At 45.1% G+C, this 19,123-nt stretch carries 22 protein-coding genes; 12 read left to right on the top strand and 10 right to left on the bottom strand.

Annotated elements, in window-relative coordinates; all coding sequences use genetic code 11:
• Window positions 1–12: 12 nt before the first annotated feature.
• Entirely contained in the window at window positions 13–477 is a 465-nt protein-coding gene (locus NC997_RS23225) for a TspO/MBR family protein (RefSeq protein ID WP_190527673.1), read from the bottom strand.
• A gap of 212 nt (window positions 478–689) precedes the next feature.
• Between NC997_RS23225 and NC997_RS23220 the strand changes: the two genes are divergently transcribed.
• A complete protein-coding gene (locus NC997_RS23220) occupies window positions 690–1,919 on the top strand; it encodes a pentapeptide repeat-containing protein (RefSeq protein WP_199306190.1) in 1,230 nt (409 codons plus the stop codon).
• A gap of 381 nt (window positions 1,920–2,300) precedes the next feature.
• Here the strand turns inward: NC997_RS23220 and NC997_RS23215 are convergent, their stop codons facing one another.
• The 4 genes from NC997_RS23215 to sufB all read right to left on the bottom strand — a co-directional run bounded on the left by NC997_RS23215 (window position 2,301) and on the right by sufB (window position 7,452).
• The gene (locus tag NC997_RS23215; RefSeq protein ID WP_190527620.1) at window positions 2,301–3,563 is read right to left on the bottom strand and encodes a SufS family cysteine desulfurase; all 1,263 of its coding nucleotides are present in this window, start codon (window positions 3,561–3,563) and stop codon (window positions 2,301–2,303) included.
• A gap of 99 nt (window positions 3,564–3,662) precedes the next feature.
• Window positions 3,663–5,051, bottom strand: coding sequence for a Fe-S cluster assembly protein SufD (gene sufD / locus NC997_RS23210; protein WP_190527617.1), 1,389 nt, complete (start codon window positions 5,049–5,051; stop codon window positions 3,663–3,665).
• Window positions 5,048–5,839, bottom strand: coding sequence for a Fe-S cluster assembly ATPase SufC (gene sufC, locus NC997_RS23205; protein WP_190412100.1), 792 nt, complete (start codon window positions 5,837–5,839; stop codon window positions 5,048–5,050). Before sufC ends, sufD begins: the two co-directional genes overlap by 4 nt.
• Window positions 5,840–6,012: 173 nt before the next feature.
• The gene (sufB, locus tag NC997_RS23200) at window positions 6,013–7,452 is read right to left on the bottom strand and encodes a Fe-S cluster assembly protein SufB (RefSeq protein ID WP_190412101.1); all 1,440 of its coding nucleotides are present in this window, start codon (window positions 7,450–7,452) and stop codon (window positions 6,013–6,015) included.
• A 203-nt stretch (window positions 7,453–7,655) separates the two neighbouring features.
• Between sufB and sufR the strand changes: the two genes are divergently transcribed.
• From sufR to NC997_RS23175, 5 genes are all read left to right on the top strand, one after another.
• On the top strand, window positions 7,656–8,294 hold the full coding sequence (gene sufR / locus NC997_RS23195; RefSeq protein WP_190527615.1) for an iron-sulfur cluster biosynthesis transcriptional regulator SufR: 639 nt from the start codon (window positions 7,656–7,658) through the stop codon (window positions 8,292–8,294).
• Between the two features lie 12 nt (window positions 8,295–8,306).
• Window positions 8,307–8,564: a hypothetical protein gene (locus NC997_RS23190; protein WP_190527613.1), complete on the top strand. Its 258-nt coding sequence runs from the start codon at window positions 8,307–8,309 to the stop codon at window positions 8,562–8,564.
• A gap of 30 nt (window positions 8,565–8,594) precedes the next feature.
• Complete coding sequence (locus NC997_RS23185; protein WP_190527671.1) at window positions 8,595–8,735, top strand: type II toxin-antitoxin system HicB family antitoxin; 141 nt, start codon at window positions 8,595–8,597, stop codon at window positions 8,733–8,735.
• Between the two features lie 84 nt (window positions 8,736–8,819).
• On the top strand, window positions 8,820–8,945 hold the full coding sequence (locus NC997_RS23180; RefSeq protein WP_199306189.1) for a type II toxin-antitoxin system HicA family toxin: 126 nt from the start codon (window positions 8,820–8,822) through the stop codon (window positions 8,943–8,945).
• A 158-nt stretch (window positions 8,946–9,103) separates the two neighbouring features.
• Window positions 9,104–9,811, top strand: a complete 708-nt coding sequence (locus NC997_RS23175; RefSeq protein WP_190527611.1) for a hypothetical protein — start codon at window positions 9,104–9,106, stop codon at window positions 9,809–9,811.
• A gap of 159 nt (window positions 9,812–9,970) precedes the next feature.
• Here the strand turns inward: NC997_RS23175 and NC997_RS23170 are convergent, their stop codons facing one another.
• Window positions 9,971–10,345, bottom strand: coding sequence for a type II toxin-antitoxin system PemK/MazF family toxin (locus NC997_RS23170; RefSeq protein ID WP_190527608.1), 375 nt, complete (start codon window positions 10,343–10,345; stop codon window positions 9,971–9,973).
• Window positions 10,339–10,569 carry a DUF2281 domain-containing protein gene (locus NC997_RS23165; RefSeq protein WP_190527606.1) on the bottom strand — a complete coding sequence of 77 codons (231 nt, stop codon included), beginning with the start codon at window positions 10,567–10,569 and terminating at the stop codon, window positions 10,339–10,341. The genes NC997_RS23170 and NC997_RS23165 overlap by 7 nt, the downstream gene beginning before the upstream one ends.
• A gap of 77 nt (window positions 10,570–10,646) precedes the next feature.
• Between NC997_RS23165 and NC997_RS23160 the strand changes: the two genes are divergently transcribed.
• From NC997_RS23160 to era, 4 genes are all read left to right on the top strand, one after another.
• A complete protein-coding gene (locus tag NC997_RS23160) occupies window positions 10,647–10,820 on the top strand; it encodes a hypothetical protein (RefSeq protein WP_190527605.1) in 174 nt (57 codons plus the stop codon).
• Window positions 10,821–10,916: 96 nt separating this feature from the next.
• Window positions 10,917–11,555: a histidine phosphatase family protein gene (locus tag NC997_RS23155; protein ID WP_190527603.1), complete on the top strand. Its 639-nt coding sequence runs from the start codon at window positions 10,917–10,919 to the stop codon at window positions 11,553–11,555.
• Between the two features lie 152 nt (window positions 11,556–11,707).
• Window positions 11,708–12,832: a succinylglutamate desuccinylase/aspartoacylase family protein gene (locus NC997_RS23150; RefSeq protein ID WP_190527601.1), complete on the top strand. Its 1,125-nt coding sequence runs from the start codon at window positions 11,708–11,710 to the stop codon at window positions 12,830–12,832.
• 23 nt (window positions 12,833–12,855) lie between these two features.
• Window positions 12,856–13,845 (top strand): GTPase Era, encoded by a 990-nt coding sequence (gene era, locus NC997_RS23145; protein ID WP_190527599.1) that lies wholly within the window; start codon window positions 12,856–12,858, stop codon window positions 13,843–13,845.
• Between the two features lie 117 nt (window positions 13,846–13,962).
• On the opposite strand, the gene purB is transcribed toward era, so the two are convergent.
• On the bottom strand, window positions 13,963–15,258 hold the full coding sequence (purB, locus tag NC997_RS23140; RefSeq protein ID WP_190527597.1) for an adenylosuccinate lyase: 1,296 nt from the start codon (window positions 15,256–15,258) through the stop codon (window positions 13,963–13,965).
• A gap of 115 nt (window positions 15,259–15,373) precedes the next feature.
• On the opposite strand from purB, the gene NC997_RS23135 reads away from it, so the two are divergent.
• On the top strand, window positions 15,374–16,096 hold the full coding sequence (locus NC997_RS23135; protein ID WP_190527595.1) for a tetratricopeptide repeat protein: 723 nt from the start codon (window positions 15,374–15,376) through the stop codon (window positions 16,094–16,096).
• Window positions 16,097–16,350: 254 nt separating this feature from the next.
• Here NC997_RS23135 and NC997_RS23130 read toward each other — a convergent pair whose 3' ends face one another.
• Window positions 16,351–16,806 (bottom strand): hypothetical protein, encoded by a 456-nt coding sequence (locus NC997_RS23130; protein WP_190527593.1) that lies wholly within the window; start codon window positions 16,804–16,806, stop codon window positions 16,351–16,353.
• 1 nt (window position 16,807) lies between these two features.
• Window positions 16,808–18,337 (bottom strand): YifB family Mg chelatase-like AAA ATPase, encoded by a 1,530-nt coding sequence (locus NC997_RS23125; protein ID WP_190527591.1) that lies wholly within the window; start codon window positions 18,335–18,337, stop codon window positions 16,808–16,810.
• Window positions 18,338–18,545: 208 nt separating this feature from the next.
• Here NC997_RS23125 and NC997_RS23120 point away from each other — a divergent pair, with 208 nt between their 5' ends.
• Window positions 18,546–18,896, top strand: coding sequence for a histidine triad nucleotide-binding protein (locus tag NC997_RS23120; protein ID WP_190527589.1), 351 nt, complete (start codon window positions 18,546–18,548; stop codon window positions 18,894–18,896).
• The last annotated feature ends 227 nt before the right edge of the window (window positions 18,897–19,123 follow it).

The following is a 19,123-nucleotide window of genomic DNA, read 5'->3' as shown; positions in this document are numbered from 1 at the left end:
TCGTCCGCGTCTCTAAGCATCGTCAGGATTAAGCTGCATCATTTTCCAGGTGGTAAAAGTTCCAACCGGACTCCATAACACATAGGGAACTAGCAACAGAGACGCCCAGCCGGAAATTGGTAAGACTGTTAGTGCCAGAATTAGACCTAAAACGGAACCAATTGCGCCAATAAGCGTGCCAACTTTGAGACTGCGTAACCTCAACATCATTGGGTTGTAGGCGACAATTGCAATTTCTACTAAAAGATAGAACGCCATTAGTCCCCAATTTTTGGTGCGTTCCCAAACGATATATGCTGACCAACCACCGCAAATAAAAACGACTGTCCAGATGAGTGGAATTAATGGCTCAAAAGTTATCCACCTGGGTCGTTGCAGGCGTTTGAACCACTTAACATCATTTGGCGTAATGATGTTACTCCCCATCGCCACTAAAAGAGTCACGCCCCCAATCACCATCCAAGATTTAATAACCATTCCCCTTCCCTTCGCTCCACCAGACCTGCTAGCCCTTTGTAGCGATTGTGTCAAGTTCAGGAGGAAGCTGTAATCACTCCCTAGTCTGAAACTAAGAAGCGATCGCACAATACTTATATTGTGGTGAGTTCGGAGGGCGATCGCTACTATCAAAGCAGAATTCACAAACGTGCTACAACTGAACCGATAACAAGTATGTTCCACTGCGCTTCATGGCTCAAAATTTCTCTGGTCAAAACCTCCGAGGACGCTGTTTTATAGGTCAAGACCTTAGAGGTGTAAACTTCAGCAATGCTGATATCCGAGGTGCAGATTTCAGCAACGCTATTCTCACAGGTGCTAATTTCAGCCGCGTTAAAGGAGGACTGCGATCGCCTTGGTTAATCTTGCTCTTAGGCGTTATTCTACTGGTTGCGGCTACTATTTTAGATAGTTTAGTGAATAAAATCACAACAAATGCTGCGGTTACTGGTCAAGCCATCGCAGATGTAGCGGAGCTGTTAACGGTATCTTTAGGAGCAATGTTAATCCTACCTGGGGTTGTTCTAGGGGCAAGAATTTTAGCTAAAACTTCTATTAGCAAGATTAGTGCAAAAAGAGCAATTAGGATAGGGACCCTGACGCAATTTGGGCTGGGTACTGCTATCCTGGCTCTGGCGCTTAGTTCAGTTACCTTAAATAAAGTAGAGAATATTTTAGATGACCCCTACTCAGAAAGGTTTATTCCTTTATTTTTGGAGGGTGACGTGTATATAGGAAAGCTTGCTGCTCTAATTGGAATTCTCGCTGGAGCCAGCGCCGTTTCAACAGTCAAAGCAAGCCGTCCAGATAGGATTAAATTGTTAAACATCAGCGCGATCGCGGCTTTATTAGGTGGGTGTTTAGGGATTTTCTTTGAAATTCCAAAATTATATGAATATGCGTCAGGAATAATTTTTATAATTGAATTATTTGTATTAATAGCGATTCCCGTCATCATACTATTAACTATTTTAACATTAGTTAACTTATTCATAACCGATCCAACGCAAAGATTAAAATTGCTATTAATGTTATTTTCAATGATAGTAGCATTTAAAAATGCTGGTTTGAATGGATTCGACCATCTATTTTATCTATTTTTTGTCTTCCTGCATACCCTATTTGGAGTTATTCCCATAAAATTAGGGAGAATTACTACACTTGTACCGTTGATAAGTTTTGTTATCGCCCTTTTCATTGGGGGCTTATTCCATTTTAATTTGGATGATTATTATGTGACTTCTGTAATCTTAGTGCCTATAGGCTTTCTGTGTGGCTATGCCATCACCTTTGCTACAAGCCACACAAGCTTTAGCGGCGCAGATTTAACTGATGCCAATTTTACTCAAGCAAAACTCCAAAATACTGATTTCACAGAAGCCAGGATTGACAATACAATTTTTATAGAAGCCAAGTTTTAAACGTTAAATAATATTTTATTCAATGGGAAAATCAACTAGAAACCAAAGATTCGATTGTAGTTAATACTAATTGCTAGTACGATTGAAGTTGACCACCTTACTTTAAATTTAAAATGCCTTCCAAAAATTTGAAAATAGCTTATATCCAGCGAAACTAATTACTCAACAAGAATACTAGATAAAGCACCAAAAATTGTATCTATTTTATTAATATAGTATTCAATTAAATCAATCTCGATTACTTACAAGGGGCAGATGAAACCGCAGCTACACAAAATTTAACCTGCCTACGCAGGTTTCAAAACTTTGAGTTTTTTAAGTCCGCACAGGCGGACTTAGTTTGTGTAGCCGCGAATTACATTCGCCAGGGCTTAAGTTGACTTAGCCGAAAATACTGCCAAAAAATTCGACAGCTTCCTTCAAAGATGCGATGAAAACGTCAATCTCTTCGCGGGTGTTGTAGAAATACAAACTTGCCCGTGCAGTAGATTGTACTTTTAAGTAACGGTGTAGAGGTTGGGTGCAGTGGTGTCCGGCGCGAATGGCGATGCCAGCTTGATCTAAAATGGTGGATAAGTCGTGAGGGTGGACATCTCCAGCGGTGAATGCAGCGAGTGCGGCTCTACCTTCTCCGGTGCTGGTGGGTTGTGGCCCATAAGTTTTGATTTCTGGGATTTGCTGCAACTGTTGGAAGAGATAAGCTGTTAATTCGGCTTCGTAGGTATGGATATTGTGCATACCAATGGCACTAAGATAATCTACCGCTGCACCAAGCGCGATCGCTTCCCCAATTGATGGCGTTCCGGCTTCAAACTTATGCGGTAAATCTGCATAAGTAGCATGGTCGAGAAATACATCGGCGATCATCTCCCCACCACCTAAGAAGGGAGGCATGGAACGCAGTAGGTCTAGCTTACCGTAGAGGAAGCCAATCCCAGTTGGGGCGCACATTTTGTGACCGGAGGCGACTAGCCAATCGCAGTCTACCGCTTGCACGTCTAACACCATGTGAGGTGCAGCTTGGCAAGCGTCAATTAAGACTTTGGCACCGTATTTGTGAGCGATTTCGGTTATCGATTTAACTGGGTTAATACATCCCAATGTGTTAGAAACATAAACGGTGCTAACCAGTTTGGTTTTGTCGGAAATTAGAGATTTGAAGTGTTCTAAATCAAAAATTCCGTCTGGCGTTAGTTCTACAAACTTCAGCACCGCGCCTGTTCTTTGCGCCACGAACTGCCAAGGAATTAGATTGCTATGGTGTTCCATTACGGAGAGGATGATTTCATCCTCTCGCTGCAAATTGTTCATTCCCCAACTGTAAGCGATTAGGTTAATCGCTTCTGACGCATTGCGGGTGTAGATAATTTCCTGGCGCGAAGCAGCATTTACGAAAGCAGCAACTTTGTCTCTAGCACCTTCGTAGGCGTCTGTGGCTTTGGCGCTAAGGGTGTGAACGCCCCGGTGTACGTTTGAATTGTACTGCTCATAGTAATCCCGAATGGCGTTTAGCACCGCTAGAGGTTTTTGGGATGTGGCGGCATTGTCTAGATAAACTAGGGGTTTGCCGTTGACTTCTTGGTGCAGAATTGGGAAATCTGCACGGACTTTATCGGCGAGTGTTCTATCTTTGGTAAGAGTCATGGGTAAAAAGGTAATGGGTAATTGATAATTGGTAATTGGTAACTGGTAAAAGTTATTTCTTCAAAATTACATTACTTATTACCGATTACCTATTCCAGACTATTCGAGGGTTCTACAAGCGACACATCGAGAGAGACTTGTTTGCAGAGATGCGATAGGAATCTGGTTGATAATTTCTATCGCAAAAGCGTCAACTAACAAGTTGTTAGCACTCACCTTGTCTAAACCACGACTTTGCAGGTAAAAGACTTCCTCATCATCCAACTGACTTACCGTGGCACCGTGAGTACATTTCACGTTATCGGCAATGATTTCCAGTTGGGGTTTGGTATCGACTCTCGCTTTAGGCGACAACAGCAAGTTACGATTTAATTGTCCCGCATCCGTCAATTGTGCTGCTTTGGCAACTAAGACTTTACCGTTAAATACGGAATGAGCCTTGTCAGCCACAATACACTTTTGTAATTGACGAGTTGTGCTGTGGGGATGGTTGAGAATAATCGCGCTGTGAGTATCGCCAATCTGTTCCCCAGAGATCATGGTTAAACCATTGAGGGTGGTTTCAGTTTGTTCGCCCAACTGATAAATTTCTAAGTTGTGGCGGGATATTTTGCCACCCAAACTGACTGCATTGCAAGTGTAGCGGCTGTTGCGGGATTGAGCGATCGCACTCTTGCCAATATGAAACGCTGCGCCACTATCTCGTTGAATCCGGTTGTGGCGAACTTCAGCGTTTTCTTCTACCCAAATCTCTGTAACCGTATTGATTAAATACGGATGAGTTTTATCTGCACACCAATCACCGACTGGCAGATAATCTTCTATCAGAGTTACTTGAGAGTTCGGTTCCGCGACAACCAAACAGCGTGGCTGAGAGAGAGTCGGGCGATCGCTAAAAGTAGATAGAAACAGCAAATGAATCGGTGTTTCAACTACCACATTTTTCGCTACCCACACTACAGCAGCATCCGTTAATCCTGCCGTATTTAGGGCGGTGAATACCTCATCAAAACCCTTTTGCTGGGCGAAATAATTACCGATGCGAGTGCGATAAGTGATTGGCAGTTGGGCTAAATTTCCGGCAAATATCCCATCTGGTAAATTAGAAACAGATGACAGCGCCGGTGCATAAACACCGTTCACGAAAACTAGACGACTTTCGGCTGCTTCTGCTAAAGTTAAGCCTTCAATTGCTGACTGGGGTACATCCGCAGATTTCGCAGCTTGGAAAGACAACTTCAAGAGAGGCGAGATGTCAGTGTTGCGCCACTCTTCATCGCGAGTTGTGGGAAACTTGAGGAGAGGTAGCCAGGAAGCCGCGCGATCGCGTAACTCTTGCAACCAGCCAACCATCTCTGGATCGAGTACCTGTAATTCTTGACTGCGAGACAAGTTTAACAACTCAACCAGCTTGGCATCTCGATTAGCCGCAGCAGACTTTAACCCAACTTCTTCTGGATTGGGAATAGAAGTTACTTGAATTGTCATTTTGCACCCACCTCAGCTGCTTCTTCTTCCCTTACCCACTCATAACCGCGAGATTCCAATTCCAACGCCAATTCTTTACCACCACTGGTAATAATTCGTCCGGCTTCCATGACGTGAACGAAATCTGGCACGATGTAATTAAGTAGTCGCTGATAGTGAGTAATCACCAGCATCGCATTCTCTGCATTTGCCAGCTGATTCACACCATCCGCCACAATCTTCAGCGCGTCAATATCTAACCCTGAATCCGTTTCATCCAAAATTGCTAACTTTGGTTCTAGCAGGGCCATTTGCAGAATCTCGTTTCGCTTCTTCTCACCACCAGAAAAACCTTCATTTACACTGCGGCTAAGGAAAGCAGGATTCATCTTTACCACATCCAGCTTTTCATGCACCAACTCATCAAAATCAAAAGCATCCAATTCCTCTAATCCCTCAGCCTTGCGGCGGGAATTATAGGCAACTCTGAGGAAATCCACATTACTAACGCCAGGAATTTCCAAAGGATATTGAAACGCCAAAAATATCCCAGCCCTAGCGCGTTCTTCTGCTTCCATTTCTAGAAGATTTTGACCTCGGAAAATTACCTCACCGCCCGTCACCTCATACGCCGGATGTCCAGCCAAAACCTTAGAAAAGGTGCTTTTGCCAGAACCATTTGGCCCCATAATGGCATGGATTTCTCCCGCCTTTACTTCCAGATTCAAACCCTTAAGAATCGGAGTTTCATCAACATTTGCCGTGAGATCCCGAACTGATAGGATCACCTCACTATTTTCAATAATCATCTTTCCTCTCTTGTTCCTTTGTGCCCTTAGCGTCTTCGCGGTTTTTATTCTATTTCAGCCTAAAGGTAGGCAATGCCCACCTTACCTTTGTGAGTAAAAAAATCAACCATAGATAAACACAAATAAACACGAATAATTTATCGGCGTTTATCTGTGTTCATCTGTAGTTTCATTTATCCCACACTGCCTTCTAACTTCATGCTCAACAACCTATCAGCTTCAACAGCAAATTCCATCGGCAGCTGATTAAACACATCCTTACAGAAGCCGCTAATCATCATCGAAATAGCATCTTCTGCGGAAATGCCCCGCTGCGAGAAAAAGAACAGCTGTTCTTCCCCAATTTTCGAGGTAGAAGCTTCATGTTCCACTTTCCCAGTGTTATTCTGCACCTGGATATAAGGGAAAGTATTCGCTTGGGCATTATCGCCAATCAGCATCGAGTCGCACTGAGAATAATTTCTCGCACCCTTTGCCTTGGGGCCAATTTTCACCAAACCGCGATAGCTATTTGCCGACTTACCCGCCGAAATTCCCTTGGAAATAATCGTGCTGCGGGTGTTCTTGCCGATATGCACCATCTTGGTTCCGGTGTCGGCTTGCTGCATATGATTCGTCAGCGCAACGGAGTAAAATTCACCCACAGAATTATCGCCAACTAACACGCAACTTGGGTACTTCCAGGTAATCGCGGAACCCGTTTCTACCTGTGTCCAAGAAATCTTGGAATTGACTCCCTGACACAGCCCGCGCTTGGTGACAAAGTTGTAAATACCGCCTTTGCCGTTTTCGTCTCCGGGGTACCAGTTTTGTACCGTGGAGTATTTAATTTCAGCGTTGTCGAGGGCAACGAGTTCCACCACAGCCGCGTGCAGCTGGTTGGTGTCAAACATCGGTGCTGTGCAGCCTTCCAGATATGACACAGAGCTGCCTTCTTCGGCAATAATTAGCGTGCGCTCAAACTGCCCCGTATCTCCGCTGTTGATGCGGAAGTAGGTGGAGAGTTCCATCGGGCATTTGGTGCCTTTGGGGATGTAGACGAAGGAACCATCGCTGAATACGGCTGAGTTGAGGGCGGCGAAGTAATTATCTGCTACTGGCACAACGCTGCCGAGGTACTTCTGCACCAGTTCGGGGTGTTCCCGCAAAGCTTCGGAGATGGAACAGAAGATCACGCCGTCTTTGGCTAGCTTCTCTTTAAATGTTGTGGCAACTGAAACACTATCAAAGATGGCATCTACGGCAACGTTAGACAACCGCTTTTGCTCTGAAAGCGAAATCCCTAGCTTCTCGTAGGCTTCTAACAAAGTTGGATCGACTTCATCTAGGCTACCCAGCTTTTTGGGCTTTTGCTTCGGCGCGGAGTAGTAGATGATGTCCTGGTAGTCAATAGCCGGATACTTGACATGAGGCCAAGTTGGTTCGGTCATTTTCAACCATTGCCGATAGGCTTTGAGGCGAAACTCTAGCATGAACTCCGGTTCTTCTTTCTTGGCGGAGATCAGGCGAACAACGTCCTCACTGAGACCGCGAGGAATGCTATCTGTCTCAATGTCTGTGACAAAGCCGTACTTATAGGGCTGATTGACTAAGGTTTTGACGCTAGCAGTCATAGAAAAAAGTGTTCTCGCGTGTTTGTTTCGGACAAATCTCTCAGGATGGCAGGCTCAGGGCATGGGCGTCCAGAGTAGATCGCCCAGTCAAACTGCAATTACAATAGTAAAACAACAGGCTTGTTGCTTTACTTAATTCTATTTTAAAATACTTTAGCAACATAGATGTTGTCAAAGTCCAGTAGGAATTTTACCGCAAGACGATGGCGATTACTCAGCAGCCTTCCACCAAACAGGACATCTTGCAACATTTACTGAAAACAGGTCAAGCCACGGCTCAGGAGCTGGCTGACGCCTTTGAGGTAAGTCCGCAGGCGATTCGGCGTCATCTGAAGGATTTGGAGACAGAAGGGCTAATCGTGCATCAATCGGTGCCTGCGGCGATGGGACGCCCGCAGCACGTCTACGAGCTGAGTCAAGAAGGGCGCGATCGCTTCCCCAGTCGTTACGGAGAGTTTGCCGTTGATTTCCTAGACACCTTGACAGAAACGCTCGGTTATGAGCAAGCAAGTACGGTGTTGCGAAAGCACTGGGAACGCAAGGCAATGGAATATCAAGTGAGGCTGGGAAAGGGAAATTTGCGCGATCGCGTTGCCAAATTAGTCGAACTCCGCAAAGCTGAAGGCTATATGGCAGAGTGGTATCCTCTGGAGGAAAACGATGCTCAATTTATATTGGTAGAACATAACTGTGCCATTTCCCACGTCGCCTCGTCTTTCCCCAGCGTTTGCGGACATGAATTAGAAATGTTTGCTGCTGCTCTGCAAGATTGTAAAGTAGAACGGACGCACTGGATTATTAACGGAGAACATCGCTGCGGCTATTTAATTAAGGAACAGTAACTAAAAATATTTATGACTCAACCACAGCAACCATCAGAACAGTTTTTAACCTACGAAGAAGCGGTTAAGGTAGATTCAGCACTGCTTCAAACTCATGAAAAATTTATAACAAGATTAACTATTTCATCCTTAAGAGTGTTGAAACACATCGCGGAAGAGTACGGTGTTGTTATTGAAGAGTTAACACCTGAGCAGATTATCACTTGGTTTGAGAAGGATTCAAAAATTAGGCGCGAACAGGGAAGCGATGCCGCATTTTTGAAGTGGTAAAAGGCTAAAAATGGCAGAGAATTTAACGTAATTATTGAGCGTGATTCTGAGGGATACTTTGTCGCTTCTATGCCAAATCTTCCAGGTTGTTATATACGAGCAAAATCTTTAGGTAAACTCATGGAACGTATTCGAGAAGCCATTGAGTTTTGTTTGGAAGTCGAGGAATAAACGGCAGAGTCGTTGGAATTTGTTAGCGTTCAAAGAGTTTTGATTTAGGGATGACTATAACTGCCGAGTTTGACGGGGCGCGAAGTGATAGCAGCCCTTGTTAGAGCTGGCGTTGAGGTAGTTAGGATGAGTGGAAGTCACCATTTCTTGATACATGATGACGAGCGATACTTCACTTTAGCCTGTGAGTTAATGCCAAGGGGAAATTAGTATATATAGCTCACTATAAAATTCATCTTAGTTTAAACTTCATCAATGCTTCGTAAATACTTACTCAAATCTTACTAAAAAGCTCGTGAAATTTCTGATATAAAACCCTTATCGAAGTAAAAATTTCACAATTACGAAAAGCGCAAGGTAAGGCTAACATGGGATTCCTGAAAGAGCTAGGCGGTTTTGCAGGTAAGGTAGTGGGCGGAGTTATTGGCGGTGGAGTGGAAGCTGTGGGAACAGTTGTGGATAGCACCTTTCTCAAGGAGGTAGGGCAAGGAGTTTACCAGGCGACTGTTGCATCGGGAGAGATGGTGGGAAGTTTAGCTGATAGTGCAGTTACCACAGTTCATGGAATTGCTACCGACGACAGCGAGAAGGTCAAAGAGGGTCTTGGCGAAGCTGGGCGTGTAGTTAAGATTACAGCTACAGGAGTTGGACGAACAATCTCACACACTGCCAGCAATGCAGGACAGGTGGTTAATGGTGTACTTAACAATGACTTAGAATCAGCTGGTCACGGTGCTAAAGAACTCGCTAAGACTGTCTTGATCAGTACGCTTGCTATTGGGATCGGAGACGTACTCTTGGATATAGGCGGTGAACCAGTTTTTGCTGCTGAAGTGGTAGGCGACACAGTAGAAACTGCTAGAGACATAGTCAGTTATACCGAGGTTGCATTCCTCGAAGATGTTTCGGAAGGGGAGTCTAATGTCCACCAAGTTGATCCTCACTGGGTTAATGATTATGACCGAGCAGATGGAACCCATGTTGAGGGATATTGGCGTGATGGTGACGATAACACTTCTACTAATCTAAGCACAGAGCAGGGGGGCGGGTACTTGCGTAGTAACCCAACGGTCTAACTACCACTGACAATAAGCTTTACTTCCTCCTAGTTCATACATTCGTTATTCCAATGCAGCCTTTAATAAAGGTCAGATTTGGAGCTGTTCATCCAAGTACGAGCGTCATGAAAATTTCATGGCGTTCGCACGTCACCCTTCCATCAGGTTAGTAACAGCTTAGCTGCTTAAATCTTCTCCTTCACCTCTAAATAAATTAAGAATGGCGCACAAGGCTGTAGCTAATTCTTGCAGGTAAGAATTGTTCAAATGACCTAGCACTTTAATTATTCTGGATTTATCTACCACTCGAATCTGTTCGCAAAGTATCACTGAATCTTGGTTTAAGCCGCCAACCCCCGCGGGAACGAAAACGTGAGATGGCAAAAGCGCACGACGAATCTTCGTCGTACAAGGGGCAATGATAGTATGAGGGCTGACCGCATTAGCTCGATCGATCTGTACAATTACAACAGGTCTTATCCCTGCCTGTTCTGTCCCTATTACCGGGTTAAGATCGCATAAAACTACATCTCCCCGTACGATCGCTACCACTGGATTTCTCCACGCGATAGACGTTCCTCATAATCTTCTAAATTAGACAGATAATCGGAAAAATCTGATTCAGCGATTTCCATATTCTCGGTAAGCTGCATCGAGAATGAAGAGCGCTCGCTGTCTTTTTTCATCTGCAAAAAGTCTATAAAATCGTTGACTTCTTGGACAACTGACTCTGGAAGTTGGCGAATCTTAGCTATGGTTTCGTCATACACAGTCATTTTTATTTCCTTAGTGCCTTCACTTCATCATAGAAATAATTTAATTGTATTGGGATGATCGCTCTCAACTCACCTCAGTGAAAACTAGCTTAGAATGTGACTACTGCGCGATCGCAACCAAAAAGGTGGAGGACGAAGCAAGTAGCAGTGAGTCAATAAATCGGATACTGGCTGAAACTGGGATGACTAAGGACGAATTCGCTGATATTTTCGATACAAGTAAGCCGTTTCCCTATGATTCTGATAGTTGACGCTAAACTCTTTGAGGCTAGATAAGGGTGCGCGTAAAAACATCATTATCCCAAAGGTGGTTGTATCCTTAACTCAGATAATCGGAGAAAACTACCTTGAGTCTAAAGCTTTATTTCCTCCGCCACGGACAGACAGACCGCAGCCGAGATAATGTTTTCTGTGGTTCCATAGATCCAGATTTGACCCCAGATGGTGTAGAGATGGCAAAAGCTTTTGCTGTTGCTTACCGTTCCCTACCCTGGAATGCTATTTTTTGTAGTCCGATGCGGCGTACCGTAGCAACTGCAAAACCGCTGTGTGAAGCTGTGGGGATGCAGATGGAATTGCGGGACGGTTTGAAGGAGATTAACTATGGCAATTGGGAAGGAAAAACTGTAGAAACAGTTGACCGGGAGTATCACGATGATTATATTCGCTGGACTGCCGATCCCGCTTGGTATCCGCCGACTGAAGGAGAATTAGCGGTAGCGATCGCTCACCGTTCGTTACAAGTGATTGAAGAAATCAAGCAGCGGTTTAGCAACGGCAATGTTTTGATTGTTGCACACAAAGCGACTATCCGGATTATGCTCTGTAGCTTGCTAGGAATTGATGTCGGACGCTTTCGCTTTCGCTTGGGATGTCCCGTGGGTTCGGTCAGTATAGTGGAGTTTGGCGCTCATGGCCCATTACTTCATGCTTTAAGCGATCGCATTCATTTGGATGAGCGTTTGCGTACCTTACCCGGTACATGATTTGTTTGTAAATTATCTAGCGATGTTCGTAATCGCAGCTATACAAACAAAGTCTGCTTTCGCAGATAGCATTAAAACCTACGTAGGTATGTTTCGTCTGTATAGCCGCGATTTCTCTTCGTCAAGGCAGATTAATGTAAGATATTTTATCGATGATTCCTACTATTTCTACAGTTCCCATTCAGCAACTTGCTTCAGGCGATCGCTTATCAATTCAAGTTTATAAATTCATCAGTGCTAACCCTGGCAAAAAAGCATATTTGCAAGCCAATCTACATGGTGCGGAAATTGTTGGTAATGCAGTTATTCACCAACTAATCGAGTTTTTAATCACGCTCAATGATACCCAACTCAACGGTGAAATTTGGCTGGTTCCTGTCTGCAATCCAATTAGTACCAATCAGCGGACTCATTACTTTTCTACAGGTCGATACAATATATTTGATGGGAAAGACTGGAACCGTATTTTTTGGGACTATGAAAAAGAATGTGAAAATTTAGAAAAATTTGCCAAATTTCACATCAATCTTGGAATTGATACTATACAGAACGAATATCTTAAACGTATTAAAACAAGTTTTGACAAACTTTTAGAAAAAATTAACTCTTCCAGCGGAGCGCCTTTTAACGAACGATATCGCTATCAGCTACAATCTTTATGTTTGGATGCTGATTATGTAATCGATATTCATAGCTCGTCGAATCAAGCGATAGATTACTTATATGGCTTCCACCGTAGAGAAGAAAGTGCCAAGTATTTTTTACTTGACCATGAAATTTTACTAAATGAATATGATGGAGATGCTTTTGATGAAGCTTTCCTAAAGCCTTGGTTAGCGTTGGAAAATCAGCTAGAAACTTTAGGGAAATCGATAGTCTTTGATAAAGAATCTTGGACGCTAGAACTGGGTTCGGGAATGCAAATGAATCCAGAATCAGTAGAAAAAGGAGTCCAAGGCATCAAAAATTACTTAGCCCAGAAAGGTATTTTATCGATTCCCGAATTTCCTTTGGCGCAAACAGCATTCCACAAAGTAACTTTTATTTCAAAAAGCAATCTAAAAAAATATTATGCGCCTAGCGGAGGGATGATCCAATCGAGAGTCAAACTAGGTGCTTCAATTGAGGCTGGGGAAAGACTTTATCAAATTCTTAGCTTTAATAAACAGGAATTACCAAAATTAATTGATGTTTGTGCGGAGAATGCTGGTTTAGTCTTTGATATTTCGACCAATCACGCAGTTAACGAAGGAGAGTATGTATTATCAGTGATGTAGGGGTTTTTAAAAACGCAAACATCATGGAAGATGGGACGACGACAAACGCAGCAATTAATAAAGGCGAGGGAAATATCCTAGACGAGTCAGCATTTTTTAGCATTCCGAAAGCACCGGAAGGATATAAGTCGGGCTTTATTGGGATTATCGGACGCCCCAACGTGGGTAAGTCTACATTGATGAACTATATGGTGGGGCAAAAAATTGCCATCACTTCGCCAGTGGCGCAGACGACGCGCAACCGACTGCGGGGTATCCTGACGACGCCAGAGGCGCAGATGATTTTTGTCGATACTCCAGGAATTCACAAACCGCACCACCAGTTAGGGGAGGTGTTGGTGAAAAATGCCCAGATTGCCATTGAGTCGGTGGATTTGGTGCTGTTTGTGGTGGATGGAGCGGTAGACTCTGGAGGAGGCGATCGCTATATTGTCGATATCCTTAGCCGCACGAAGACGCCTGTAATGTTGGGGATGAATAAAATCGACCTGAGATCCTCAGATTCCCAACAAATTGATGAGAGTTATACGCAGCTAGCTGAACCCTACAACTGGCCGATTGTGAAGTTCTCAGCCCTTACGGGCGAGGGAGTTGAGGCGTTGCAGCAATTACTAAGCGATCGCCTAGAACCAGGGCCATACTATTATCCTCCTGATTATGTTACCGACCAGCCGGAACGCTTCATCATGGGGGAACTGATTCGAGAACAAATTTTGCTGCTAACCCGCGAAGAAGTTCCCCACTCAGTCGCCGTTACGATTGACATGGTGGAGGAAGAACCAACGATTACTCGCCTTCTGGCGACTATCTACGTTGAACGCGACTCCCAAAAGGGGATTGTGATTGGCAAAGGCGGAACGATGCTCAAAGCGATTGGTAGTGCCGCCCGAGAACAAATCCAAAAGTTAATTGCGGGGAAAGTTTATCTGGAGTTATTTGTGAAAGTGCAGCCGAAATGGCGGCAGTCTCGACTACATTTAGCAGATTTGGGGTACAGGGTGGAACAGGAATAAACCGCAAAGACGCGAAGGACACGAAGGAAGAAAGAGAAGAAGAAAACTCTTCTTTTTCTTCCTTCGCGCTCTATAGCGCTAACGCGCATGGCTCCGCTAGTGCGTCTTCGCGGTTCCTCAAATCCCCAAACGTTGATAAATCTCGTCTAAATGCTGCAAATGATGCTGCGGAGCGAAACACGCCTCAACTTCTTCTGAAGAAAGATGCTGTGTAACGCGGCTGTCTTTAGCAATCAAATCGTGGAAATCGCCATCGGTTTTATTCCACGCTTGATGAGCGCAAGACTGCACCGTTGCATAGGCGTCCTCGCGGCTCATTCCTTTTTCTACCAGAGTGAGCATGACTCGCTGGCTGAAGACAACGCCGCCGTAGCAATTCATATTCCGTTCCATGTTTTCGGGATAAACCAGCAGGTTTTTCACCAAATCGGTTATTTCCGCTAACATGAAGTGCGTTATGGTGCAGGAATCGGGCAGGATCATCCGCTCCACGGAACTGTGAGAGATATCTCGTTCGTGCCAAAGGGCGACATTTTCCAAAGCTGCAACAGCATGACCCCGGACAACTCGTGCCATCCCTGTCAGTCGCTCCGAACGAATCGGATTGCGCTTGTGCGGCATCGCAGAGGAGCCTTTTTGTCCCTTAGAGAAGAATTCTTCGACTTCTAGGACATCCGTGCGTTGCAAGTTGCGAATTTCGACCGCAAATCGCTCAATTGAGGCAGCCACTAAAGCCAAAGTTTGTACAAAATCGGCATGGCGATCGCGCGAAATTACCTGCGTCGATGCTGTATCCGGTTCAAGCCCCAGTTTTTGGCAAGCGATCGCTTCAACTCGCGGCTCAATATTGGCGTAGGTTCCGACCGCACCGGAAATCTTGCCAACGGCAATTTCTTTGCGAAGACGCTGAAGGCGATCGCGGTTTCTCAATACTTCTGCCAACCATCCCGCCAGCTTAAAGCCAAACGTAATCGGTTCCGCGTGAATGCCGTGCGATCGCCCAATCATCACCGTACTTTTATGCTGCTGCGCCTGCTGGCGAATTGCTGCGATCAAATCTTCCACCCCTGCCAGCAACACATCCAAGCTGGCTACCAGTTGCAGCGCCAAAGCTGTATCCAGCACATCCGAACTGGTTAATCCCAGGTGAATATAGCGCCCCGCGTCGCCTACATATTCATTGACGTTTGTCAAGAACGCGATCATATCGTGGCGGACTTCAGCCTCAATTTCTAGCACCCGCTTCGGGTCAAAATTAGCCTTCGCCTTAATTTCCTCTACCGCCTGGGTTGGAATATAACCCAGTTCAGCTTGGGCTTCACAGACTGCAATTTCAACCTGGAGCCACGTCTTCAGTTTATAGGTGTCAGTCCACAGGTTGCCCATCTCAGGCAACGTATAACGCTCGATCACAGCAAGTGTCGCAGAATACAACCGTTTTATTGTACAACTGACGGTCAGATATGCCGCGACTCAAAAAATGCTTCTTGTCGAAAAATCCCTAATTTGATTTATTAAGGAGTTAAGGATGACTTGTAATTTTCTCAATTTGAATTCTTTATCTGTCTTTTTAGTCACCTCGGTAACAGTAACAGCAATTATCAGTACTGCACCTTTAGTAGCGATAGTAGCGATCGCCGATCCATCAGAAAATTACCAGGCGCAGGGTAGCAATTCTAACAAGGCGATCTCGCACTACGCACGAGGGATTACTCTTTATGACAAAGGAGATAAGCAAGGAGCCATTGAGGAGTTTAACCAGGCACTTCAGCTTAATCCTAATTATGTTGCAGCTTACTTATATCGAGGTAAGTCCCGCCAGGATTTAAAAGATTATCAGCAAGCAATTGAGGATTACAACCAAGTAATTCAGCGCAACCCTAATTATGTTTTAGCTTACTTAGAGCGAGGTACTTCCCGTACATTTCTGAGAGACTATCAGGGAGCAGCAGAAGACTATAGTCAGGCAATCCGCCTTTCCCCAATGAATTTCTTTGCCTACGATTATCGAGGATTGGCTCAGCAACGGCTTGGAAATTATCAAGAATCAATCAAAGACTTCGATCGAGCTATCGAAATTAATCCTGATTATGCCTACGGTTATTACGACCGAGGAATTTCTCACCGCAGTTTAGGAGACAAGAAAAAGGCATTTGAGGATTTTCAAAAAGCTGCTAACTTGTTTCAGCGGCAAGGAAATAAAGAACAGTATCAAAACCTGCTGGAAGAAATTAATAAACTAAGATTGTAATGCATGTTTTGTGCCTTTTTCAGGGCGGAAACTCATCTTAATTACTGCATTCTATTGAATGTGCAATACTAAATTGCTGCGGCAACATAATGGGTCTTGAGGTCTTCATCTCCGTTGAAATGGCAAAATTAAGGTTAATTCAAAAAAATGCGATTGCTAACCTCCCTTTACCACTACTTCTTTATCTATAAATCTGTTCGTTCGTGCTGGTAATCGTCGCGCACAAATCACTTCATTGTTAACAGAAACAATCTCTAGCCCCCTTCTGGCTTGCGACAGATGATGGCATGAGGACACTCCTGTTCGATGATGACTTGGATGATGTTCCAATCTCCACCTGCAAGCCCGCAGGACATACCAGAAGGAATATAAACCGGAAGAGCATTCTCGGTTGACCAATCATTAACTTGCTTCAGTCCCGTCCGCACCGCTTCATAGTCAGTGTAGATAATACCTTGAGCAGGCTTAGCACGACCATAATTCCACTGTCCTGCCAAGTTGCAAACGTATAAGGGTGCATCTGTGACCTTAACAAATTGCACCATTCCTAGTTGCCATCGCTCCTTATACTTGCGATAGTCTTTGTAGACAATAGGCCAGCGATTGCGAATTTGTAGAGCCAAACCTGCTCCCATGCGTCCCTGACAATTCACCTGATGACAGATAACGCCACGCTCTACTTCAAGAATGTCCTGGCTTATTGTTTCCATATCACTGCATTCTATCTATCGTGCGGTACTGAATGGCTTCGGCAACGTGGTGGGTTTTGAGGTTTTCATTACTAGCTAAATCGGCAATAGTACGCGCTACTTTTAAAATGCGATCGCTGGCTCTTGCGGATAATCCCAATTTGCGAATAGCGGCTTCTAATAAGTGGCGAGAAGCATCATCTAGTTGACACCATTGCCGCAAATGACCACTTTGCATCTGAGCATTGCAACGCACCGATGGATCGCCTTTAAATCGAGTATGAGCGCGATCGCGTGCTGTTTCTACTCGTTCCCTTACAGGTGCTGATTCTTCCCCAGTCGGTTGTTGCGTAATTTCCTCTGGCTTGAGGCGATTCACTGCCACTTGCAAATCGATCCGATCCATCAAAGGGCCAGAAAGCTTTGCCCAGTATTGTTCTCGCTGTCGAGGGGAACAGGTGCAAGCTTGAATCGTATCGCCAAAATAACCGCACGGGCAGGGATTGGTACTGGCAACTAAAGTAAACTGAGCCGGAAACATGACCGATTGGCGAGTGCGGGAGATGGTAACAAAGCCATCTTCAAGCGGCTGACGCAAGAATTCCAGCACATCTCGCTTAAATTCTGTCAGTTCGTCCAGAAATAAAACGCCCCGATGCGCTAAAGATATTTCTCCCGGACGCGGAAAACTACCGCCACCGACCAGGGAGGGGCCAGAAGCGGAGTGGTGAGGACTGCGGTAAGGGCGATCGCTTACTAGCGATCCTCTATTCTTAAGTAACCCTGCAACCGAGTGAATTTGAGTTACTTCCAAGGCTTCGTCAAAGCTTAATGGCGGTAATATTCCCGGTAAGCGCCGCGCTAGCATCGTCTTCCCACTTCCCGGTGGTCCGACAAATACTAAGTTATGTCCACCAGCCGCCGCAATTTCTAGGGCACGGCGAGCAAAGCTTTGTCCTTTTACATCCTTTAAGTCTGCACTGCTGAAGTGGGTTTTGGCTAACTCCTCTCTACCATCCACCTGCACTGGCGAATAACGCTCTGGCTCATTGAGAAAATCAGCCACTTGGGACAGATTTTTGAAACCGTAGACGGCTAGACCTTTGACAACTGCGGCTTCCCGCGCATTATTTGCTGGAACAACTAAACCAGCGATTCCCATTCGTTGGGCAGCGGCGGCAATTGGCAGCACCCCGGCAACCGGACGAAGACTTCCATCTAGGGAAACTTCCCCTAAGAATAAATAATCTCCTAACAACTGGGCACTCACCTGCTCAGACGCCGCCATGATACCCACACTGATGGGCAAATCAAAGCTGGGGCCTTCCTTTCGTAAATCCGCCGGGGTCAGATTTATCACAATTTTTTTCATCGGAAAGGCATAACCCGCATTCTTCAGTGCCGCCTTCACCCGTTCTTTCGACTCCTGAACTGCGGTGTCGGGCAATCCCACCAGCACAATTCCTGGCAATCCTCCCGATACATCGACTTCAACCCCCACCTTCACCGCATCGATACCGACGATAGATGCACTCCAAACCCTAGCCAACATGGCAATCTCGCCCCACTTTTGTTTGATAATGCTGTTGATGTTCGCCCTAATCCAAACCCGGTTTCTGAATGAAAACGGGTTTGTAACAAGTTTTATGAGAAGCCAACCAACAGAATCTTTTATTAGAGTTCCCGCGATCACGCTTAGCTTTATCGTCCGGGCTTAAAATGGCTGCAAGCACAGCTAATCACCGAAATAACCAAGCAACATGAGTGAAACGACAGAAACCATCTTCAGCAAGATAATCCGCCGCGAAATCCCCGCAGACATTGTGTATGAGGATGACCTGGCACTTGCCTTTAAAGACATTCAACCCCAAGCCCCCGTTCACATTCTCGTGATTCCCAAGCAGCCGATTCGCCAGCTTGCTGATGCCGATTCTCAGGATCGCGACCTCCTGGGTCACTTGTTACTGATTGTTAAGAATGTTGCAGAAAAAGCCGGACTCGACAACGGCTACCGCGTTGTCATTAACACCGGCTCGGATGGGGGGCAAACCGTACCCCATCTACATTTGCACATTCTGGGCGGACGCCAGATGAAATGGCCTCCAGGCTGAATCAGGAAGCCGAAAAAATTTTTGTTGAAAAAGCTTTACAAAACTCAATAGATGAGTTAATCTTGAAAACAAGGTAGAGAAATTACTACCTCGAACCTAGAAAATTCAAAGCAATCATAAAAACATGACCACAACCTTACAAAGACGCGAAAGCGCCAACGTATGGCAACGGTTTTGCGATTGGGTTACATCAACCGACAACCGCCTGTATGTAGGCTGGTTCGGCG

This window comes from Trichocoleus sp. DQ-A2 (assembly GCF_039961915.1).
Classification (GTDB): domain Bacteria; phylum Cyanobacteriota; class Cyanobacteriia; order Cyanobacteriales; family FACHB-T130; genus FACHB-T130.
Note: the sequence above shows the minus strand (reverse complement) of the source record. Positions and strands in the feature narration are given on the sequence as shown.